19 protein-coding genes are annotated in these 16,775 nt (G+C 43.2%); 10 read left to right on the top strand and 9 right to left on the bottom strand.

Going from position 1 to position 16,775, the window contains the following annotated elements; translation table 11 throughout:
- Positions 1 to 77: 77 nt before the first annotated feature.
- Positions 78 to 512 (bottom strand): DUF1761 domain-containing protein, encoded by a 435-nt coding sequence (locus tag BMX95_RS03840; RefSeq protein WP_081198748.1) that lies wholly within the window; start codon positions 510 to 512, stop codon positions 78 to 80.
- Between the two features lie 158 nt (positions 513 to 670).
- Here BMX95_RS03840 and BMX95_RS03835 point away from each other — a divergent pair, with 158 nt between their 5' ends.
- Both BMX95_RS03835 and BMX95_RS03830 read left to right on the top strand, forming a co-directional pair.
- The gene (locus BMX95_RS03835; RefSeq protein ID WP_242673059.1) at positions 671 to 1,687 is read left to right on the top strand and encodes a sensor histidine kinase; all 1,017 of its coding nucleotides are present in this window, start codon (positions 671 to 673) and stop codon (positions 1,685 to 1,687) included.
- A gap of 1 nt (position 1,688) precedes the next feature.
- Entirely contained in the window at positions 1,689 to 2,453 is a 765-nt protein-coding gene (locus BMX95_RS03830) for a LytR/AlgR family response regulator transcription factor (protein ID WP_081198749.1), read from the top strand.
- Between the two features lie 72 nt (positions 2,454 to 2,525).
- Here BMX95_RS03830 and BMX95_RS03825 read toward each other — a convergent pair whose 3' ends face one another.
- Positions 2,526 to 2,939: a hypothetical protein gene (locus BMX95_RS03825; RefSeq protein WP_081198750.1), complete on the bottom strand. Its 414-nt coding sequence runs from the start codon at positions 2,937 to 2,939 to the stop codon at positions 2,526 to 2,528.
- A 237-nt stretch (positions 2,940 to 3,176) separates the two neighbouring features.
- Between BMX95_RS03825 and BMX95_RS03820 the strand changes: the two genes are divergently transcribed.
- Both BMX95_RS03820 and BMX95_RS03815 read left to right on the top strand, forming a co-directional pair.
- On the top strand, positions 3,177 to 3,863 hold the full coding sequence (locus tag BMX95_RS03820; protein WP_081198752.1) for a DUF5606 family protein: 687 nt from the start codon (positions 3,177 to 3,179) through the stop codon (positions 3,861 to 3,863).
- Positions 3,864 to 3,950: 87 nt separating this feature from the next.
- The gene (locus tag BMX95_RS03815) at positions 3,951 to 5,681 is read left to right on the top strand and encodes a M3 family oligoendopeptidase (RefSeq protein WP_081198753.1); all 1,731 of its coding nucleotides are present in this window, start codon (positions 3,951 to 3,953) and stop codon (positions 5,679 to 5,681) included.
- Positions 5,682 to 6,129: 448 nt separating this feature from the next.
- Here BMX95_RS03815 and BMX95_RS03810 read toward each other — a convergent pair whose 3' ends face one another.
- Positions 6,130 to 6,546 carry a Fur family transcriptional regulator gene (locus tag BMX95_RS03810; RefSeq protein WP_081198754.1) on the bottom strand — a complete coding sequence of 139 codons (417 nt, stop codon included), beginning with the start codon at positions 6,544 to 6,546 and terminating at the stop codon, positions 6,130 to 6,132.
- Positions 6,547 to 6,571: 25 nt separating this feature from the next.
- Positions 6,572 to 7,318, bottom strand: a complete 747-nt coding sequence (locus tag BMX95_RS03805; RefSeq protein ID WP_242673061.1) for an SCO family protein — start codon at positions 7,316 to 7,318, stop codon at positions 6,572 to 6,574.
- 30 nt (positions 7,319 to 7,348) lie between these two features.
- On the opposite strand from BMX95_RS03805, the gene BMX95_RS03800 reads away from it, so the two are divergent.
- From BMX95_RS03800 to BMX95_RS03790, 3 genes are all read left to right on the top strand, one after another.
- Positions 7,349 to 7,741: a MerC domain-containing protein gene (locus BMX95_RS03800; RefSeq protein WP_081198756.1), complete on the top strand. Its 393-nt coding sequence runs from the start codon at positions 7,349 to 7,351 to the stop codon at positions 7,739 to 7,741.
- Between the two features lie 113 nt (positions 7,742 to 7,854).
- Positions 7,855 to 8,451, top strand: a complete 597-nt coding sequence (locus BMX95_RS03795) for a NifU family protein (RefSeq protein WP_081198757.1) — start codon at positions 7,855 to 7,857, stop codon at positions 8,449 to 8,451.
- Positions 8,452 to 8,643: 192 nt separating this feature from the next.
- Positions 8,644 to 9,168, top strand: a complete 525-nt coding sequence (locus tag BMX95_RS03790; protein ID WP_081198758.1) for an SRPBCC family protein — start codon at positions 8,644 to 8,646, stop codon at positions 9,166 to 9,168.
- A gap of 7 nt (positions 9,169 to 9,175) precedes the next feature.
- Here the strand turns inward: BMX95_RS03790 and BMX95_RS03785 are convergent, their stop codons facing one another.
- Entirely contained in the window at positions 9,176 to 10,075 is a 900-nt protein-coding gene (locus BMX95_RS03785) for an SDR family NAD(P)-dependent oxidoreductase (protein ID WP_242673063.1), read from the bottom strand.
- Positions 10,076 to 10,084: 9 nt separating this feature from the next.
- On the opposite strand from BMX95_RS03785, the gene pnuC reads away from it, so the two are divergent.
- The 3 genes from pnuC to BMX95_RS03770 are packed head-to-tail and all read left to right on the top strand — an operon-like array spanning position 10,085 to position 12,957.
- Positions 10,085 to 10,726 carry a nicotinamide riboside transporter PnuC gene (gene pnuC / locus BMX95_RS03780; RefSeq protein WP_081198759.1) on the top strand — a complete coding sequence of 214 codons (642 nt, stop codon included), beginning with the start codon at positions 10,085 to 10,087 and terminating at the stop codon, positions 10,724 to 10,726.
- Positions 10,723 to 11,250, top strand: a complete 528-nt coding sequence (locus BMX95_RS03775) for an AAA family ATPase (RefSeq protein ID WP_081198760.1) — start codon at positions 10,723 to 10,725, stop codon at positions 11,248 to 11,250. The genes pnuC and BMX95_RS03775 overlap by 4 nt, the downstream gene beginning before the upstream one ends.
- Positions 11,251 to 11,283: 33 nt before the next feature.
- Positions 11,284 to 12,957, top strand: a complete 1,674-nt coding sequence (locus BMX95_RS03770; RefSeq protein ID WP_081198761.1) for an ArnT family glycosyltransferase — start codon at positions 11,284 to 11,286, stop codon at positions 12,955 to 12,957.
- Here the strand turns inward: BMX95_RS03770 and mtgA are convergent, their stop codons facing one another.
- The 4 genes from mtgA to BMX95_RS03750 form a co-directional block, all read right to left on the bottom strand.
- Positions 12,958 to 13,662 (bottom strand): monofunctional biosynthetic peptidoglycan transglycosylase, encoded by a 705-nt coding sequence (mtgA, locus tag BMX95_RS03765; RefSeq protein ID WP_081198762.1) that lies wholly within the window; start codon positions 13,660 to 13,662, stop codon positions 12,958 to 12,960.
- Positions 13,663 to 13,741: 79 nt separating this feature from the next.
- On the bottom strand, positions 13,742 to 14,317 hold the full coding sequence (locus BMX95_RS03760; RefSeq protein ID WP_081198763.1) for a hypothetical protein: 576 nt from the start codon (positions 14,315 to 14,317) through the stop codon (positions 13,742 to 13,744).
- A 79-nt stretch (positions 14,318 to 14,396) separates the two neighbouring features.
- Positions 14,397 to 15,035 carry a LysE family translocator gene (locus BMX95_RS03755; RefSeq protein WP_242673064.1) on the bottom strand — a complete coding sequence of 213 codons (639 nt, stop codon included), beginning with the start codon at positions 15,033 to 15,035 and terminating at the stop codon, positions 14,397 to 14,399.
- A 92-nt stretch (positions 15,036 to 15,127) separates the two neighbouring features.
- Positions 15,128 to 16,654, bottom strand: coding sequence for a GH3 family acyl-acid amido synthetase (locus BMX95_RS03750; protein WP_081198764.1), 1,527 nt, complete (start codon positions 16,652 to 16,654; stop codon positions 15,128 to 15,130).
- Positions 16,655 to 16,775 lie beyond the last annotated feature (121 nt).

The raw sequence follows: 16,775 nt of genomic DNA, 5'->3' as shown, positions 1-16,775 counted from the left end.
ACCCTCAAGGCCCTTTCATGACTATACTGAAGTTAATAACATTCCAATTAAAAAAATATGACTACCTGTTAACTCTTCTACCGCCACGCACCAATAATAGCGCCCATTAAGATCAGCGCTACCACACTATAAAATCCATTAATAAAGATCAATCGCCAGGGTTTTAATTCAAACAGGCTGTGAATAGCAATAGCGCAGAACGTCCAGATGCCGGCAAGAAAACCAGCCGTAGCACCCCAGGTAATATCGGCTTTTGCAGCACAGTTTGTGGGACAATCTGCCGGGGTTGCCAGGAACATTGCCAGGTTAACGGCCATCAATAAGGAGAATAGGAGGGTAAAGCCGAATACCTTGCCCTTGTTGCCCCCTTTTCTTATTTGTTCTTCCGTAAAATTGTTGTCCTTCATCCAGGCCCTGCCAAATAAACCGGGTGAATACCAGATGCCGCCAACTACAAAAGAAGAAATACCGGCAACCAGCACCGCCCACCAGTTTATTTCGTTCATTGTCATAAGAAATTAGTTTTGAAATGGGTAGCCTTAACTGGTTTATGGTTATTTCAAATCTATTTCCTAATTTTTACGCAATCAACTAAAAGGGAATCAGGCTGGAAAAGCAGGCGATCAATATCAATAATAAGCCGATAAAAAAATCAACCGGCGTTGAACGATTGAATGATATCGGTTTCCGGGTAATACTTATCCCGGCATTTGGCGTGGCCATTCCATTGGTCTCGGGCATGATGAATCACCTTGCATTAAATCCCTGGAAATTCAAACTCAGTTTTCTCTTCACCATTGGTATTTCCTTTCTTATTTGGGAGGGAAACCGTTATTTGTTATTCACTTTGCGTAGTTATTTCGACTGGTTCAATAAACCAGTACGAAAGATAGTTGTGCTTGTGCTGGCCATTTCATTTTACACCATTCCCATTACGGCCCTGCTGCTGGTGATCTGGTATAATTTATTCAACGCAGGTATCATTAACTGGGACCAGATAAAAACTACCAGCCTGGTGGTAATGATCTGTGTCTTGTTCATTACCCATATTTATGAAACTGTTTTTTTAGTACGGGAAGCAGAAAGCGAAAAATTAAAAAAAGAACAACTGGAAAGGGCCCGCGCAGAAGCGGAGCTGGAAGCGCTCAAGAACCAGATAGACCCGCATTTTATATTCAATTCGTTGAACACCCTCTCGCACCTGATTGAAAAAGATGCCGCCAAGGCCAAACAGTTCAACGATAACCTGGCAGATGTATACCGCTATATTCTTCAAAACAAAGCCCGTGAACTGGTGCTGCTGCATGAAGAACTGTTATTCCTGAACGATTACTTTTCTTTGTTGAAGATCCGGTTTGAGCAGGCGGTACAATTGCAGATACATATAGATCCCGTTGTGCATGATCTATATTTAATACCTCCCATCTCATTGCAGATCCTGGTTGAAAACGCCATTAAGCACAATGAGTTTTCCGACGCCATTCCCCTGGTAATTACTATTGAAATGCAACACGACGAGTTGATCATACACAACCAGGTAAGGAAAAAAATATTACGAAAAGCATCATCGCGTATTGGTTTACACAACCTGGGCGAACGCTATAAATTAACAACCAGTAAAGAGATCAGTGTGCGGGAATCGGCCAGCGACTTCACGGTCTCCTTACCCATTTTAAAAATTGCCTGATATGAACTGTGTCATAATTGAAGACGAAAAGCCAGCAGCAGAAAAATTACTCTCCTTACTGGCGTTATGTAATCAACAGGTATATGTTGAGATTGTATTGGGCAGTGTTAAGGAGGCCATCAGCTGGTTGCAGGAGCATCCGACCCCTGAATTGATATTTATGGATATTGAGCTCAGCGATGGGTTGTCTTTTAAAATTTTTGAAGAAATAAACGTAGAATGCCCGGTTATTTTTACCACGGCCTATGATGAATACTGGCAGGAAGCATTTGAATATAACAGCATTGATTATTTGTTGAAGCCCATAAAGCCGGAGAAGCTGGAGGCAGCCCTTAATAAATACCAGAAGTTGAAACAGCATTTTATCGGTTATAAGGCCCTGGCCAACTGGCCGGTTACCCAACCCCCAACAGGAGGAATCGCAGGATTTAAAAAACGCTTCCTGGTTAAACGCGGCACTGATTACATCAGTATCAAGGCAGAAGAAGTGGCTTATTTTTATGCCACCCACAAACTGGTATGTATGGTTGACAGCAGCGGGCAAAAGTTTATTATGGACCAGTCCCTGGCCGATATTGAAACCCAGGTTGATCCGGCTGCTTTTTACCGGGTGAACCGTAAATACCTGGTCAATATGAGCGCCATCAAACGAATAAAGGCCTATCCCAAAAGCAAGCTGTTGCTGGAAGTGGTGCCCCTGGTCACAGAAGATATTATCATAAGCCAGGAAAACGCAGCAGCGTTTAAACAATGGATGGGGCAGTAGGCCCGCCTACGGCACAAAAAAACCTCGATCTCAAAGACCGGGGTACATCCTATAACGTGTGCATCAAAGCCATTAGTTGTTGCCGCCGCCGTTTCCACCACGACCGCCGCCGCCACGCTGAGGACGGGTGGCAGGCTCTATCGTTTCTTTCCATTTCTTAAACTGCTCGTCGGTATAGATCTTTTTCAGCTTTTCGTCGCGATCACCGGCCAGTTTCATTATTTTTTCGCGAATGGCATCCCGGTCGGGGGCGCCGCCACCGGCACGCATTTCTTCAAAAATCTTGTCCTGAGCTTTATAATAGTCTAAAAAGGCGCTGTCACTTTTAGCAGTCTGGCCTTTATCGAGGTTCAGATCAACCAGCTTTTCCTTTACCATTTTTAACCTTTCTTCGGGAGTACGGCGCTGATAGCCGCCACCGCCCTGTGCCTGTACGGCTAAAACACCGGAAATAGCAATAACTAATAATAAGATCGCTTTTTTCATGCTATGAGATTTAGTTTAAGTAAAGTATATAAATATTGGATGGCGCTTTGCCCAAAAACATGCGTTCTGCTAAAAATTATTGCCCAAAATTCAAAATAAATTTCCAGGGCGGTTTGGGAGACAAAAATGCCGGGTTGGCAGTCCGGATAGTGCCCTGTCCCCATCTTTCAGACTATTTTGGAACAACGTTTGCCAAAATCAGATTATCTTGCAACTCCTTAAAAATTTTGAATTGATATGGAATACGCTAAAATTGTCGCAGTAACGGGTTTACCAGGATTATTCGAATTGGTAAGCAGTAAATCAGATGGCGCAATCGTAAAGTCACTGGATGACAACAGCACAAAATTCGTTTCGAGCAGAATACATAATTTTTCTCATCTCGAAAGCATTGAAGTATATACAGTTCGCGATAATGTGAACCTGGTGGATATTTTCACTGCCATGGACCAGAGTAGTGAAAAAACACCTGATGAAAAAGACAACGCTGCCGTTAAAAAATATTTCGAGAAAGTATACCCCGACCTCGACTTCGACCGCGTATACTCAAGCGATATGAAGAAGATGGTGAAATGGTTCGGCGTATTGAAATCGAATGTTGTCGAGATCAAATTAAGAGAAGTTACTGAAGAAGCTCCCGCTGAAGAATCAGCCGTTGCTGAAGAAGTAGCGCCTGCTAAAGAAGAAAAGCCAAAAGCAGCCAAGGCAGACAAAGAAGAAGCAACTGAAGAAAAGAAAGAAGCGGCTCCAAAGAAAAAGGCAGCTCCTAAAGCTAAAAAAGAAGAAGGCGAAGGTGATGCAGAAGAGAAAAAAGAAGCTGCACCCAAGAAAAAAGCCGCTCCTAAAGCTAAAAAAGAAGACGCTGAAGGTGACGCCGAAGCGCCTAAAAAGAAAGCTGCTCCTAAAAAAGAAGCCAAGAAGTAAAATATTAAACTTTAGTAAACTAAAGCTACAGGCTTCTGGTTTTATTACCTGAAGTTTGTAGCTTTCTTATTTTAAAACACTGATCTAATGAATTATACTGCAGATATAAAAAAGGTGCCCCGGCACTTCTTACCAGAAGATTTTACAGTAACTACCTGGGATAACCTGGAGCCTTATTTCAAGAACCTGCTCGACAGACCCGTCAATACCGAAGCCGATCTGGAAAAATGGTTGCACGATATGAGTGAACTGGAAGCGGTAGTGAGTGAAGATGCCTGCTGGCGCCAGATAAAAATGACCTGCGATACCGAAAACAAGGCACTGGAAGAAGCCTTTGTTTTCTTTGTGACCGAAATACAACCTAAAATTCAGCCCTATGCCGATAAGCTGAATAAAAAACTGGTGGAAAGTCCTTTTACCGCCGAGCTTGATCAGAAAAAATACTTCACCTACCTGCGCAGTGTTCGCAAAAGCATTGAGCTGTTCCGTGAAGAGAATATTCCCCTGCAATCAGAACTGGCCGTATTGGCCCAATCGTTTGGCACTATTGCCGGCAAAATGACCATTGAAGTAAACGGTAAGGAATACACACTGCAGCAGGCTGCCAAATTCCTGGAAAGCCACGACCGCAATTTGCGCGAAACGGTTTACCGCAAGATCAATGAACGCCGCTTGCAGGATAAGGATGCACTCAATGACCTATACACGCAATTGATACAGAAAAGACACCAGGTAGCTAAAAACGCCGGTTTCGATAACTACCGCGATTATAAGTTCAAAGAGCTGGGCCGTTTTGACTATACCAAGGAAGATTGTTTTCAATTTCATGAAGCGGTTAAACAACACATTCTGCCGCTGGTAAATGTGATCAATGAACGGAAAAAGAAAAAACTCAACCTGCCCACTTTACGTCCCTGGGATTCTGAGGCCGAACCGGAAGGCGTTACCCCACTGAACCCATTTAGCAATGGCAGTGAGTTGCTGGAAAAAAGTATCGAGTGTTTTGATCAGGTGCATCCGTTCTTTGCCGACTGTTTGCGTAAAATGAGCGACATGAAACGCCTCGACCTGGACAGCCGTAAGGGAAAAGCACCCGGTGGGTATAACTGTCCACTGGCTGAAACCGGCGCTCCTTTTATCTTCATGAATGCGGCTGGACAAATGAGTGATGTTACCACCATGGTGCACGAAGGCGGCCATGCAGTTCATTCCTTCCTCGCCCATCCATTGGAGTTAACTTCCTTCAAGGAGTATCCTATGGAAATAGCTGAAGTAGCCAGCATGTCGATGGAATTGTTCAGCATGGATTCGTGGGATGTTTTCTTCAATAAGGAAGAAGACCTGATAAGAGCTAAGGAACACCAGCTGGAAAGAGTGATCACCATCTTCCCCTGGATTGCCACCATAGATAAGTTCCAACACTGGGTATATGAAAACCCCAATCATACTGTAGAAGAAAGAGCCAGCAAGTGGATGGAGATCCTGAATGAGTTCTCAAGCAATGTAATTGACTGGGAAGGCCTTTCTGAATACCGCACCTATGCCTGGCAACGGCAGCTGCATTTGTTTGAAGTTCCATTGTATTATATCGAATACGGTATTGCCCAGTTAGGCGCCATTGGCTTGTGGATGCAATTCAGAAAAAATAAAACCGCAGCACTGAACAACTATATGACGTCATTACAATTGGGCGGTACTAAAACATTGCCTGAATTGTACAGTGCAGCCGGACTGGTATTTAATTTTTCGCCCGACTACATCAAACAGCTGATGCAGTTTGTGAAGGAAGAAATGGATAAACTAAACGTTCATCCCTAGCCTAAAAAAAATACCCAGTTCATGGTATGCAAAATATTAATGCATTCTATTATATTTGTAACACAAAATATAATTTGATTACGGTAGGTTTTTCTACCAACATCATAAAATAGCTACTAATCAGAGCCTTAACCAAAAGTCCCGGTGTTTCTACATCGGGGCTTTGTTTTTTTATATATCTAATGTTTTAGCTAATACCCGTAACCTTCGAAAAATCACTCTGCTGGCGGCTTTCATTTATTCAGGCAAAATTGATATAGCTTTAGTAATTCATAAATCACTAAACTGATTTTAATCAGTCTTTAATATCATTTAACTATCAACCCGGAAGAGATGCTAATGACCGGTTATCGTACACCGGCATACCGTATAATATGCAAAAACACATCGCTGCCGACTAACCGGAGAAGAAAATTTAGATGATTGTGATCAAGTTTTTTTACCCGTACTAGCGACACTCGGCGCACAGGCCGGTTACTACCATCTGGTAATCCTGGGGCAGGAAGCCACCTGGTATTTTTATTTCAGGTACAGTTACATCTGCCAGGCAAATAGTTTTACCGCATTTATTGCAAATGAAGTGAACGTGGTTATCGTGGTGATGGCCTTCGGTGCAGTCGTCTTTACAAAGCGCGTACAGCACCGAATTATCAGAAGTTGGTATGGAGTGAATAATGCCTTTTTCCAAAAACGTTTGCAGCGTACGATATACAGTTACCCGGTCGAATTTTTCACCGGTCTTTTTTTCAATATCCCCATGCGCCAGGGCTCCGTTGCTCATAAGGAACAGCTCCAGGATCCTTTTGCGGCTACCGGTTACACTCAACTGATTTTTCTTAAGAATTTCGTCTATCTGCGCTTCCATGGTAAATCATTAAACACATGCAGCCTTAGCTGCCAAACATATTATTTGAAAAACGATCGCCGGTATTGTGTTCTTTCAACAATCTTTTTATGTCTTTCTTCAATTCTTCTATTTCATCTTTCTTCAGGCCATCATAAATTTTGCGAACCTTCCCGCTTCTGTCAACCAGGGCAAAAAACTGGGTATGCAAAAACTGCTCATTTATATTCTGCAGGTTGTTCTGGGGATCATCGAGCAGGTAGCTGTTGCGGGCCGCTTGGTATAGACTGTCTTTTCTTCCCGTTAAAAATACCCATTGATTTGTGTTTACCTGCATGGAATCTGCGTACCATTTTAACCGGGTCACATTATCATTATCGGGGTCTACGGTATGCGACAGGATCATAAACCCGGGCTCCCCTTTGTAGGCTTCATACACCTTTTTCATATTGGTATTGAGCATGGGGCAAATACTGGGGCAGGTGGTAAAAAAGTATTCGGCCACATACACCTTGCCTTCCACACTCTGCTGGGTTACCAGCTGGCCGTCCTGGTTTGTAAAACTGAACGGCTGAACCGTGTTCATTATCGGCAGCTTCGCCTCTCCATAACCCGGTATAACCTGGGTTAACGCCACATAAAAGCCAATTACCAGTATCACAAAAAAGCCAATATAAAAGATCACTTTCCGGCGCATAATTAAAAATGGTTTTTCAGGGCACAAAGGTACGTTTACACGTTTCGACACCAATGGATTTATTTTATAACGAAACTTTTTGCAACAAAGTTGCATGTCAGTCAATTTACTTCTTATCTTCGGGCCATGAATTTTAGAGTAAACTGGGATGCGATGGGTGTGGCTGCTTCTCTTGCCTGCGCAATCCACTGCGCAATATTACCCCTGCTTTTAACCAGTTTGCCTGTATTAGGCATAAATATCATTGAAAATGAGGCATTTGAGTATTTCATGATATTCCTGGCCTTTGCTGTTGGCGTGTATTCCCTTCGTCATGGCTATAAAAAACACCACCACAATTCCCTTCCTATCATTGTGTTCGCTGTTGGTTTTACGGGCCTGATAGCCAAACAAATATGGCATCAATACCAGATCTGGATCCTGCCTTTTGCCGTTTTGTTGATCGTAACTGCTCATTTAATGAACTTCAGGGCCTGCCGGGTACATAACCATGCCCATGAAGACGATTGCGATCATTAAAATAGCTGTAGCAGCCATTCCCGTTCAGCCGGTTCCAAAGTTTTTCAAAATAAGAAACAATTGCAGCAGGCATTTGTTATTTTTGTATTCAACTTATTAAAAGAGGAAGTATCATGATCAAAACAGGAAGCCCTGTCATTAGTATTTATACAGAGATGACGCCTAATCCGGAAACAATGAAGTTTGTTGCCAACAAATTATTGTATCCGGGTAAAAGCATTGATTTTCCGGATCTGGAAAATGCCAAACCTTCCCCTCTGGCTACAGAACTGTTCGGTTTTCCCTTTATCAGGGCCGTGTTTATTGCCAGCAACTTTGTTACCCTTACAAAGACTGTAGAAACTGATTGGAACGATGTAATTCCAACCATTCGCCAGTTTTTAAAAGAATACCTGGAAGAAGGAAAAGTGGTGATCAATGAAGATGAAATAGCTACCGTTAAACAGGAAAGCACCAATATTGTAGCTGCTGATGACGACGATGTGGTAAAACGCATTAAAGAACTGCTGGAAAATTATGTAAAACCAGCCGTTGAAATGGATGGCGGTGCCATTCAGTTTAAAAGCTACAATGACGGCATCGTTAACCTGATGCTGCAAGGTTCCTGCAGTGGTTGCCCTTCATCTATGATCACCTTAAAAGCAGGTATTGAAGGTATGATGAAGCGGATGATCCCAGAGGTGAAAGAAGTAGTAGCAGAAGCGGAATAATTACGTGTAATTATATAAGAGCTTACGGACCTTCCCCAATGGGAAGGTCTTTTTTGTATTAAGAGTGCCACGCTCCGTCTTCGCGGCAAAGCGAAGCATGGCACTCTTACCACTAAACGATTTCACGGCTAAATTGTAAACCTACTTGGCTGTATTGAGAGAATGCAGTAAATTCAGTAAAACAGCAGGTTTATGACCCTTCTGTATATTTTGGCCATATTGGTGGTGGTGATAGTGCTCCTGCTGATCATCGCCTTATTCTTACCAGATGGGTATTTTATAGAAAAATCTGCCATCATTAAAAAGCCATGCGAGTACGTGATTGATAAAGTGGCCGACTTTCATAACTATATTCAGTGGAATCCCTGGCAGCAAAAAGGCGACAAAAGCGAAAGCAACATCACCGGTTTATCAAAAAGACCCGGCCACAAATATTCATGGAAGGGAAGCAAACGGGGCACAGGCAGCCTCACCCTTCGCGAAATTGACCCACATCACCTTCATTTCGATCTCGAGTTTGTAACCCCGGTTAAAACCATTGCCCGTGACAACTGGCTTTTTGAAGACTGGGGCAGCGATGAAACAAAGGTAACCTGGCAGAACTTTGGAGCACTGCCATATCCCCTGGGCCGTTTAAAAGGCTATATGTTTCACAAAAACCTCAACCGCCAGTTTACTGAGGGTATCAGGAACCTGAAAAAGCTCTGCGAAAGATGATGCTTCCTTAGTGCGGCACAGCCTTTTTAAATATATTGATGGCCACCGTTGGGAACAAGCGCATCATTTGAATAGCCATCCATTCCTGGGAAAAGGGCTTTCCTACAAACTTTTCGTATTTCCCTTTTTGTATTGCCTTTAAGATCTGCTGTGCTGTTTTATCGGTCGGAAAACCACCGCCAATATTTTTACTCAGCTCGTTCAACTTCTCGCCCGATGCTGTAACCGCATTCATAGAAACCTGCGTGCGGATATAACCAGGCATAATCAGCGTAACCTTAATACCATCCTGCCAAACCTCGGCCCGCAGACAATCGAAAAAACCATGCAGGGCATGTTTGGCCGCCGCATAGGCCGAACGCAGAGGTGTTCCTATTTTGCCCATTACACTGCTGATGGCCACCATATGACCGGATTTGCGTTGCAGCATATGAGGCAATAACAACCTGGTCAACTCTATATAGCTGAAATAATCAATCTCCATCACTTTCCGTTGTACGGCAGGCAGGGTGTCTTTAGCCGTACCGCGGTTACTAATACCGCCATTATGGATCATTACATCTATTTGCGCAAAGGCCCCAATGGCTTCCTGTACCTTGGCAGGAAAGGTAGCAGGCGCTTCCAGATCAAGCGGAAGCACATATACGTTGGCAGTACCGGCTGCCTGCTGTACACGTTTCAATTCTTCTTCCCGGCGCGCGGAAACAATCACTTTGGCGCCCTGTTTTACCAGTTCATAGGTAAGCGCTTCTCCAATTCCGGACGAGGCACCGGTGATCCATACGGTCTTATTAGTAAAATAGCTCAATGAGTAAGTATTTATTGGCCAAATATCGGAAACCGCATCGAAATTGAAAATGAAGAAATAGGGGGCTGGTAATATAGCTTCAATAAAGCTATCTTGCATTTTTATAACATGACGTACGATGAAATCATAAAGCAATTTGCGGAGGGCATGCGCAACACCACTTTGCTTGAATATATTGCGGTTTTTGCGGGTATCGCAAGTGTATGGTTTTCGAGAATTGAAAACATTCTGGTGTATCCTGTCGGGCTCATAAGCACAGTAATTTATATATTTCTCAGCATTGAAGGCCACCTTTTCGGCGAGGCCAGCGTAAACCTGTATTACACCGTCATGAGCATTTATGGCTGGGTGCTTTGGCTGAAAAAGGACAAAGAGGCGCATTACGTGGTAACCGTTCAATTTTCTACCAAACGTGAGTGGGTGCAGCAATTGTTATTCTGTGCCTTTTTCTATATCGCCATCTTCAGCGCATTGACCTGGCTAAAGAATGCGTTTTATGCAGCCACTATTCCCTGGGCAGACGCCTTTGCTTCCTCCACCGCCTTCACCGGTATGTGGCTGATGGCCAAAAAGAAAGTGGAAAGCTGGTTCTGGTGGATAGTGACCAATATTGCCTCCATACCATTATACTTTGTTAAACAATACGTATTCACCAGCGTATTTTACTTTATCCTGTTTGTAATGGCCGTTTTTGGTTTATTGGAATGGATGAAACGCGCCCGGAATTTGCAAGCTAATACACAAGCATGAAAAAAGTAGTTGTTATTGGTCCTGAATCAACAGGTAAAAGCACCTTATGCGAGCAATTGGCCAGCTATTATAAAACCAGCTGGGTACCCGAGTACGCCCGGGAATACCTTACTGAACATGGCATGAACTATACCTATGATGATCTGCTCACTATTGCCAAAGGTCAGGTAGCGTTAGAAGAAAGCTATATCGAAAAAGCGAAAGATAATTCACTGCTTTTTATTGACACAGATCAGTATGTTATGCAGGTATGGGGTGAATTCGTATTTGGTAAAGCACATCCCTGGACACTCGATCAGATCCCCCAAAGAAAATATGACTTATACCTTTTATGCAACATAGACCTTCCCTGGGCTTATGATGTATTGCGGGAATATCCCGACGCCGGCCCCCGCGAAAAGCTATATACTATCTACAAGAACATTCTGCTTAACCAATCCGTTCCCTGGGCAGAGATCTCAGGAAATTATGATGAACGGTTCCAAAAAGCCATCAAAGCCGTAAACGATTTATTTGTACAATAGAACTCTTTTTATAATTGTTCTGTTGTAACAAATATGCGAAACGTGCTGCAAAAACATCATCGACTGTTGTTTTATGTAGGGTGGGTTTGTATAAATATTGTTCAGGCTGCTAACACAGAACTATTCGATGACGAAGCCTATTACTGGGTGTACTCCCGCTTTATGGATTGGGGTTATTTCGATCATCCTCCCCTGATTGCGGCGTTGATAAAAGCAGGTTATGCTATTTTTCATAATGAACTGGGTGTACGTTTTTTTTCCTTATTACTTAATGCCGCTACCATATTTCTTGTTCAGCAACTAACTTGTAAAAAAGACGACCGGTTATTTTATGCAGTAGCGTTATCTATTGCAGTTGCACAAATTGGCGGCATACTGGCAGCGCCGGATACGCCACTATTATTTTTTACCGTCCTGTACTTTTGGCTATACCAACGCTTTCTACAAAAAACCAATATTACCAACTCGCTGCTGGTAGGCATGGGTATGGCGTGTTTGTTATACAGCAAGTATCATGGTATATTGATAATCGGATTGGTGCTTTTATCGAACCTCAAATTACTGGCTAACAAATACACCTACGTGGCAGGGATAGTTTGCCTGTTGTTGTTTACGCCGCATCTTTACTGGCAATACAAACATAATTTTCCTTCCGTTCAATTTCATCTGTTCGAAAGAAATGCCGACAGCTACCGATTTTCTTTCACTTCTGAATACATATTGGGACAAATAGCTTTTGCCGGACCTGTAATAGGCTGGTTGCTGTTATGGGCCGCATTTATGTACAGGCCTGTACTGGCAGTGGAACGGGCCATGAAATATTCATTAATCGGAATATACATCGCATTTCTGACAAGCACTTACAAAGGAAGGGTAGAAGCCAATTGGACGGCAGCTGCATTCATTCCACTAATGGTGTTAAGTCACAGGTACCTGGTACAACATTACAAATTACAAAAATGGGTTTACAGCAGTATTCCCATCACCCTGGTGCTTGTATTAGCCGGCCGCTTATATCTCATGGCCTGGTTTCCTGCCGTTTTGCCGATAAAAGAAAACGAATTTCATGGTAACCGGGAATGGACAAACGGGATCCATCAACAGGCAGGAAATTTACCGGTGGTGTTTGTGAATACTTATCAGCGTGCATCTAAATACTGGTTCTACACAGGGGTTCCGGCTTTTTCCCTGAACTCGCCTTATTACCGCCGCAATAATTTTAATATGTGGCCAATTGAAGATTCACTGATAGGCAAAACGGTATACATGGATGTACCGGGAAACAATGCAGGCTATCAGCAGAGTTTTCAACCGCATGATTGGCGTTTTCCACACGATGGTGTACAGGAAGGATATTATTCGTTTTCGCGGGTGTTGTTTTCAAAGATCAGGTGTACCTGTATGAAACAACGGACAATTCAAATAAATACAACCATTGCCATTCCGGAAAATTACCTGCCCCTTTTTCAACAACCGGCTTATAGCGAAACACCTATTTGGCTGGTGTTGTATGTTGAAGGCGAGGTGCATGGTTTTATCAATACCGGAATTACTGTAAAACAGTTAACTGGTAATAAGCTTACCCGCACAGTTGCCATTCCCGATTTTATTTCAACAGGGGCGTACACTGCCCGTTTATGCATTGGAACGGTTATACCAGGCTTTCCAAGCATCAACAGTACCGAGTTTAATTTGAAAGTGAAATAACTATTGCAGCAGCTTTTGAATATCGGGGTCGTTTTGAAGGAACACCATTTGGCGCATTACCCAGGGATAACGGTTCGCCACATAGCGCGACATCGGCTTAACTGTAAACCTTTTGGGATTGGGCATACAGGAAGCAATCATCGCAGCTTCGGCCCGGTTAAGCCGTTTGGCAGGTTTTTTAAAATAATTCTGCGCAGCAGCTTCAATACCAAAAATACCAGGCCCCATTTCAGACACATTAAGGTACATTTCCATAATGCGGCTCTTTCCCCATAACAATTCGATCATAAAGGTGAAATATACTTCCATACCCTTACGGAACCAGCTGCGGCCCTGCCACAGGAAAACATTTTTAGCTACTTGCTGACTGATGGTGGAAGCGCCTTTTACGCGGTTGGGCTTTTTCTTGTTGTATTCCATGGCCTTGTTAATGCTTTTCCAGTCGAACCCATTGTGATCGGGGAACAGCTGGTCTTCGGCGGCAATAAACGACAGGCGGGCATAGGACGACATATCCTTCATGGGAACATAATCACGCTTCAGGCCATAACCACTAAATAAACTACCCAGCTGGGTAAGCGTAAATGGCGGGTCAACCCACTTTAGGAGGAGAATATAGAATAACTGGAATATGAATAGAAAGAGGAAAGTCCATTTTATGATACGCCAAATTTTACGGGCTTTTTCTTTCACTTTAGTTGACATGAGTAGGGAACTGCTTTGGCTTGCAAGATACAATTTTGATTGCTGATCCCTTAACGTTGTAAGAAGTGACTATATTTTCCTATTTTGAATTTTTCACATACACCACCTTATACTTTCCCCCGGCCTTATCGGCCTTGTTTTGAAAATAGGTGATGGCAAACCCGGTAGCGGCCACACCGGCAGCAATTGCCAGGGATACCATTTTATTATCTTCTGAAATAGATTCCTTTCTGTAAGCAGTATTTACCAGTTCCAGCACAATAAATCCAATTCCACCATATTTCATTAACCTGGGCAGCGTCACTTCAACAAAACCCCTTTTACGACCCCAGGTATATTGGCTGGTATAATGAAAAGTTTTTATCTCGTGATAATCCACCCCCATGATGTAAGATACCGTATCTACGGTGGTACCAAACTCAGTTCCTACCAATTGCCGCTGCTGTTGTAGTATGATCACCGAGTCGTTCCTGATCTCTTTAATAAAACCATTTATTGTAAATCCATTATATGTTAATGCTGAAATAAAGGCGCCGGGGTAATATGTCTTTAAGGTGCGGTTGTTGCGCTTTTTTAAAACAATGAAATCAGAGGGTTGGGATAAGGATGCTTCTGCTATAGATGTCAGTAATATGAAAAGTAAAATCTGCTTCATGCGGTAACAAGTTACACAGGGCCTTTTTGTTATTTCACTAATGATTTGTTAAAGGCTTCAATAAGAACGATCTAACCAGTTAATGGTTCATGATCTTATAATAAGAAGTAAAAAACAGGGCTATACCGAAGCAGCCCAAAATAATACCCGAGATCTTGTTTATTATGGAAATGTTATGCAGTGTAAGTTTATTGCGCAATTTCCCGGCAAGCATTACTTTTAAGATATCAGCCGCAATATTCAGGGCCAGGCAAACGGAGAAGATAAGCAGCCGCTGGCTGAGGTTATATTTTGAAAAAGCGGAAGCGGTTCCCAGCCAAAAGAAAAATACACTGGGGTTAAGGGTATTCAAAAAAAAGCCGCTCGACATGATCTTGAACATATCCCGTTTGCGAAACTTGATGGTATTGCCATCGGCATCTGTACGCAGGGTTACTTTTTTAAAGAAGAGGTAATAAACGCCAACGCCCACGAGGAAGGCGCTTCCCAAATACCCGATCACATTACCGTATTCTTCCAGCAAAGTGGCAACCAGGGCAGAGAAAACATTGCTTATTACTACCAGGATTATATCACTGAGCCATACTCCCGCCACAAAGCTTAACCCTCCGGTGTGACCGTTGTTAATGCTTTGCTTTATTATGGTAAATATAACGGGCCCTACAGAGAGAGCAAGAATACATCCCAGCGTTAACCCACTTATTATGGCTTGCCACATGCTACGTCCTTATAGATATTCCAATTTTAATATACGTGTACGCAAGGTAGGAAAACATATCGGGGATTCCGAGCGTGTCGAAATATCGGTTGTTAAAGGGCACCGGTTTCAATAAACTTCTGCCAGTCCTCAAACATTTTACCTTTCATAACACGTGGAAATTTATGCTGTCCGCCGATCTTTCCTTTCAGGTGCATAAACTCCATAAATTTCGAAACAGGTAATACGTTCAGGTATACATCCTTTAGTGCACTGTTTCTTTCTACCGCATAGTCATCGTTGATGTCCTTCAGGCAGTTGTCTATTTTCTGACGCAACAACTCGGTATCTACCGCATCGTCGCATGCAATCCACCATTGGTGTGCAAAGAACAAACCATGAGGTATACCTGCCACAGTGTATTCGGGAATGTTTACATTCATTTCCTCACTGGCCAGTTTAATGGCTTTGTTCATATTATCAACACTCAGGTGTTCGCCTACCAGGCTCAGGAAGTGTTTGGTGCGGCCTGTAATAATTATTTCACAACGCTCTTTATCAACAAACCGAACGGTGTCGCCAATTAAATAGCGCCAGGCGCCGGCTGTAGTGCTCAGCAGGATCGCATAGTCCTTGCCTTCTTCTACCTGGTGTATCATCAATGCCTCGGGGTTTTCAACCAGGTTGCCATCGGCATCGAAGTTATCCCCATTAAAAGGCACAAATTCAAAAAAGATATGGTCGTTCAGGGCCAGCTTCATACCCGGGGAGTCCTGGCGGTCCTGGTAGGCAATAAAGCCTTCGGAAGCCAGATACGTTTCAATAAACGTGAGTGGCCGGGCCACCAGTTTATTAAAGCCTTTTTTATACGGTTCAAAAGAAACGCCGCCATGAACGAAAAAGGCCAGGTTTGGCCACATGTCGTGGATGGAATTGAGCTGGTAGCGCTCGATGATCTTTTCCATACACATTTGTATCCAGGCCGGAACGCCCACCACAAAGCCTATATCCCAGTTGGGGGCTTCTTCAACAATGGCTTCAATTTTACTGTTCCAGTCCTTGGTGCGGGCTATCTTTTTTCCGGGTTTATAGAAAGGGCTAAACCAGAAGGGTACTTTTTTAGCAGTAATACCGCTGAGATCGCCGGCGTAATAACCGGGGCCTTTTTGCAGGTCGGTACTACCGCCCAGCATCAACCAGCCTTTGCCAATACTTTTTACCGGAATATCATGATAGGTGCGTAAGGAAAGTAGTTGTTTGATCATAACGATGCGGTTACCGCGCATCAGATCATTGGTGATGGGTATATATTTACTGGCAGCCTCGGAGGTTCCGGAGCTGAGGGCAAAATATTTGATCTTTCCAGGCCAGCAAATGTCCCTTTTTCCCTCGAGCGTTTTATGCCACCATTCAGCATAAATTTTGTTGTAATCATAGGTTGGGACCAGTTGCTGGAATTTTTTACCGGCATGTTTACTCAACAGGATCTCATCGAACCGGTATTTTTGACCGAATTCGGTAAACCGGGCTTTTTTCAGCAATTTCTTTAACACCCTGATCTGCTGCCGTCTGGGACTTTTGGCAGGTAATCGCAACGCTCGGGCAACCGACCGGGGTAAAGAGATATCAATTAGGGCCATTAATTAGTTGCCCGTTTGGTCAGGCATTAAACCAAAATTAAAGGTTTTTAGCCTGATATATTGCACATTTTGCAAAGATTACGGTTCGCTGCATGGGTTAAAAGAAAAAAACCCGCCTTAA

The organism is Niastella yeongjuensis (assembly GCF_900110245.1).
Lineage (GTDB): Bacteria > Bacteroidota > Bacteroidia > Chitinophagales > Chitinophagaceae > Niastella > Niastella yeongjuensis.
Note: the sequence above shows the minus strand (reverse complement) of the source record. Positions and strands in the feature narration are given on the sequence as shown.

Bases quoted from the DNA above. Each gene is read 5' to 3' on its own strand.
- BMX95_RS03790 (WP_081198758.1), top strand. From the start codon at position 8,644: ATGACCCTTCTGTATATTTTGGCCATATTGGTGGTGGTGATAGTGCTC.
- BMX95_RS03770 (WP_081198761.1), top strand. From the start codon at position 11,284: ATGCGAAACGTGCTGCAAAAACATCATCGACTGTTGTTTTATGTAGGG.
- pnuC (WP_081198759.1), top strand. From the start codon at position 10,085: ATGACGTACGATGAAATCATAAAGCAATTTGCGGAGGGCATGCGCAAC.
- BMX95_RS03810 (WP_081198754.1), bottom strand. From the start codon at position 6,546: ATGGAAGCGCAGATAGACGAAATTCTTAAGAAAAATCAGTTGAGTGTA.
- mtgA (WP_081198762.1), bottom strand. From the start codon at position 13,662: ATGTCAACTAAAGTGAAAGAAAAAGCCCGTAAAATTTGGCGTATCATA.
- BMX95_RS03805 (WP_242673061.1), bottom strand. From the start codon at position 7,318: ATGCAACTTTGTTGCAAAAAGTTTCGTTATAAAATAAATCCATTGGTG.
- BMX95_RS03830 (WP_081198749.1), top strand. From the start codon at position 1,689: ATGAACTGTGTCATAATTGAAGACGAAAAGCCAGCAGCAGAAAAATTA.
- BMX95_RS03820 (WP_081198752.1), top strand. From the start codon at position 3,177: ATGGAATACGCTAAAATTGTCGCAGTAACGGGTTTACCAGGATTATTC.
- BMX95_RS03750 (WP_081198764.1), bottom strand. From the start codon at position 16,654: ATGGCCCTAATTGATATCTCTTTACCCCGGTCGGTTGCCCGAGCGTTG.
- BMX95_RS03785 (WP_242673063.1), bottom strand. From the start codon at position 10,075: ATGCAAGATAGCTTTATTGAAGCTATATTACCAGCCCCCTATTTCTTC.
- BMX95_RS03800 (WP_081198756.1), top strand. From the start codon at position 7,349: ATGAATTTTAGAGTAAACTGGGATGCGATGGGTGTGGCTGCTTCTCTT.
- BMX95_RS03795 (WP_081198757.1), top strand. From the start codon at position 7,855: ATGATCAAAACAGGAAGCCCTGTCATTAGTATTTATACAGAGATGACG.
- BMX95_RS03815 (WP_081198753.1), top strand. From the start codon at position 3,951: ATGAATTATACTGCAGATATAAAAAAGGTGCCCCGGCACTTCTTACCA.
- BMX95_RS03755 (WP_242673064.1), bottom strand. From the start codon at position 15,035: ATGTGGCAAGCCATAATAAGTGGGTTAACGCTGGGATGTATTCTTGCT.
- BMX95_RS03825 (WP_081198750.1), bottom strand. From the start codon at position 2,939: ATGAAAAAAGCGATCTTATTATTAGTTATTGCTATTTCCGGTGTTTTA.
- BMX95_RS03840 (WP_081198748.1), bottom strand. From the start codon at position 512: ATGACAATGAACGAAATAAACTGGTGGGCGGTGCTGGTTGCCGGTATT.
- BMX95_RS03775 (WP_081198760.1), top strand. From the start codon at position 10,723: ATGAAAAAAGTAGTTGTTATTGGTCCTGAATCAACAGGTAAAAGCACC.
- BMX95_RS03760 (WP_081198763.1), bottom strand. From the start codon at position 14,317: ATGAAGCAGATTTTACTTTTCATATTACTGACATCTATAGCAGAAGCA.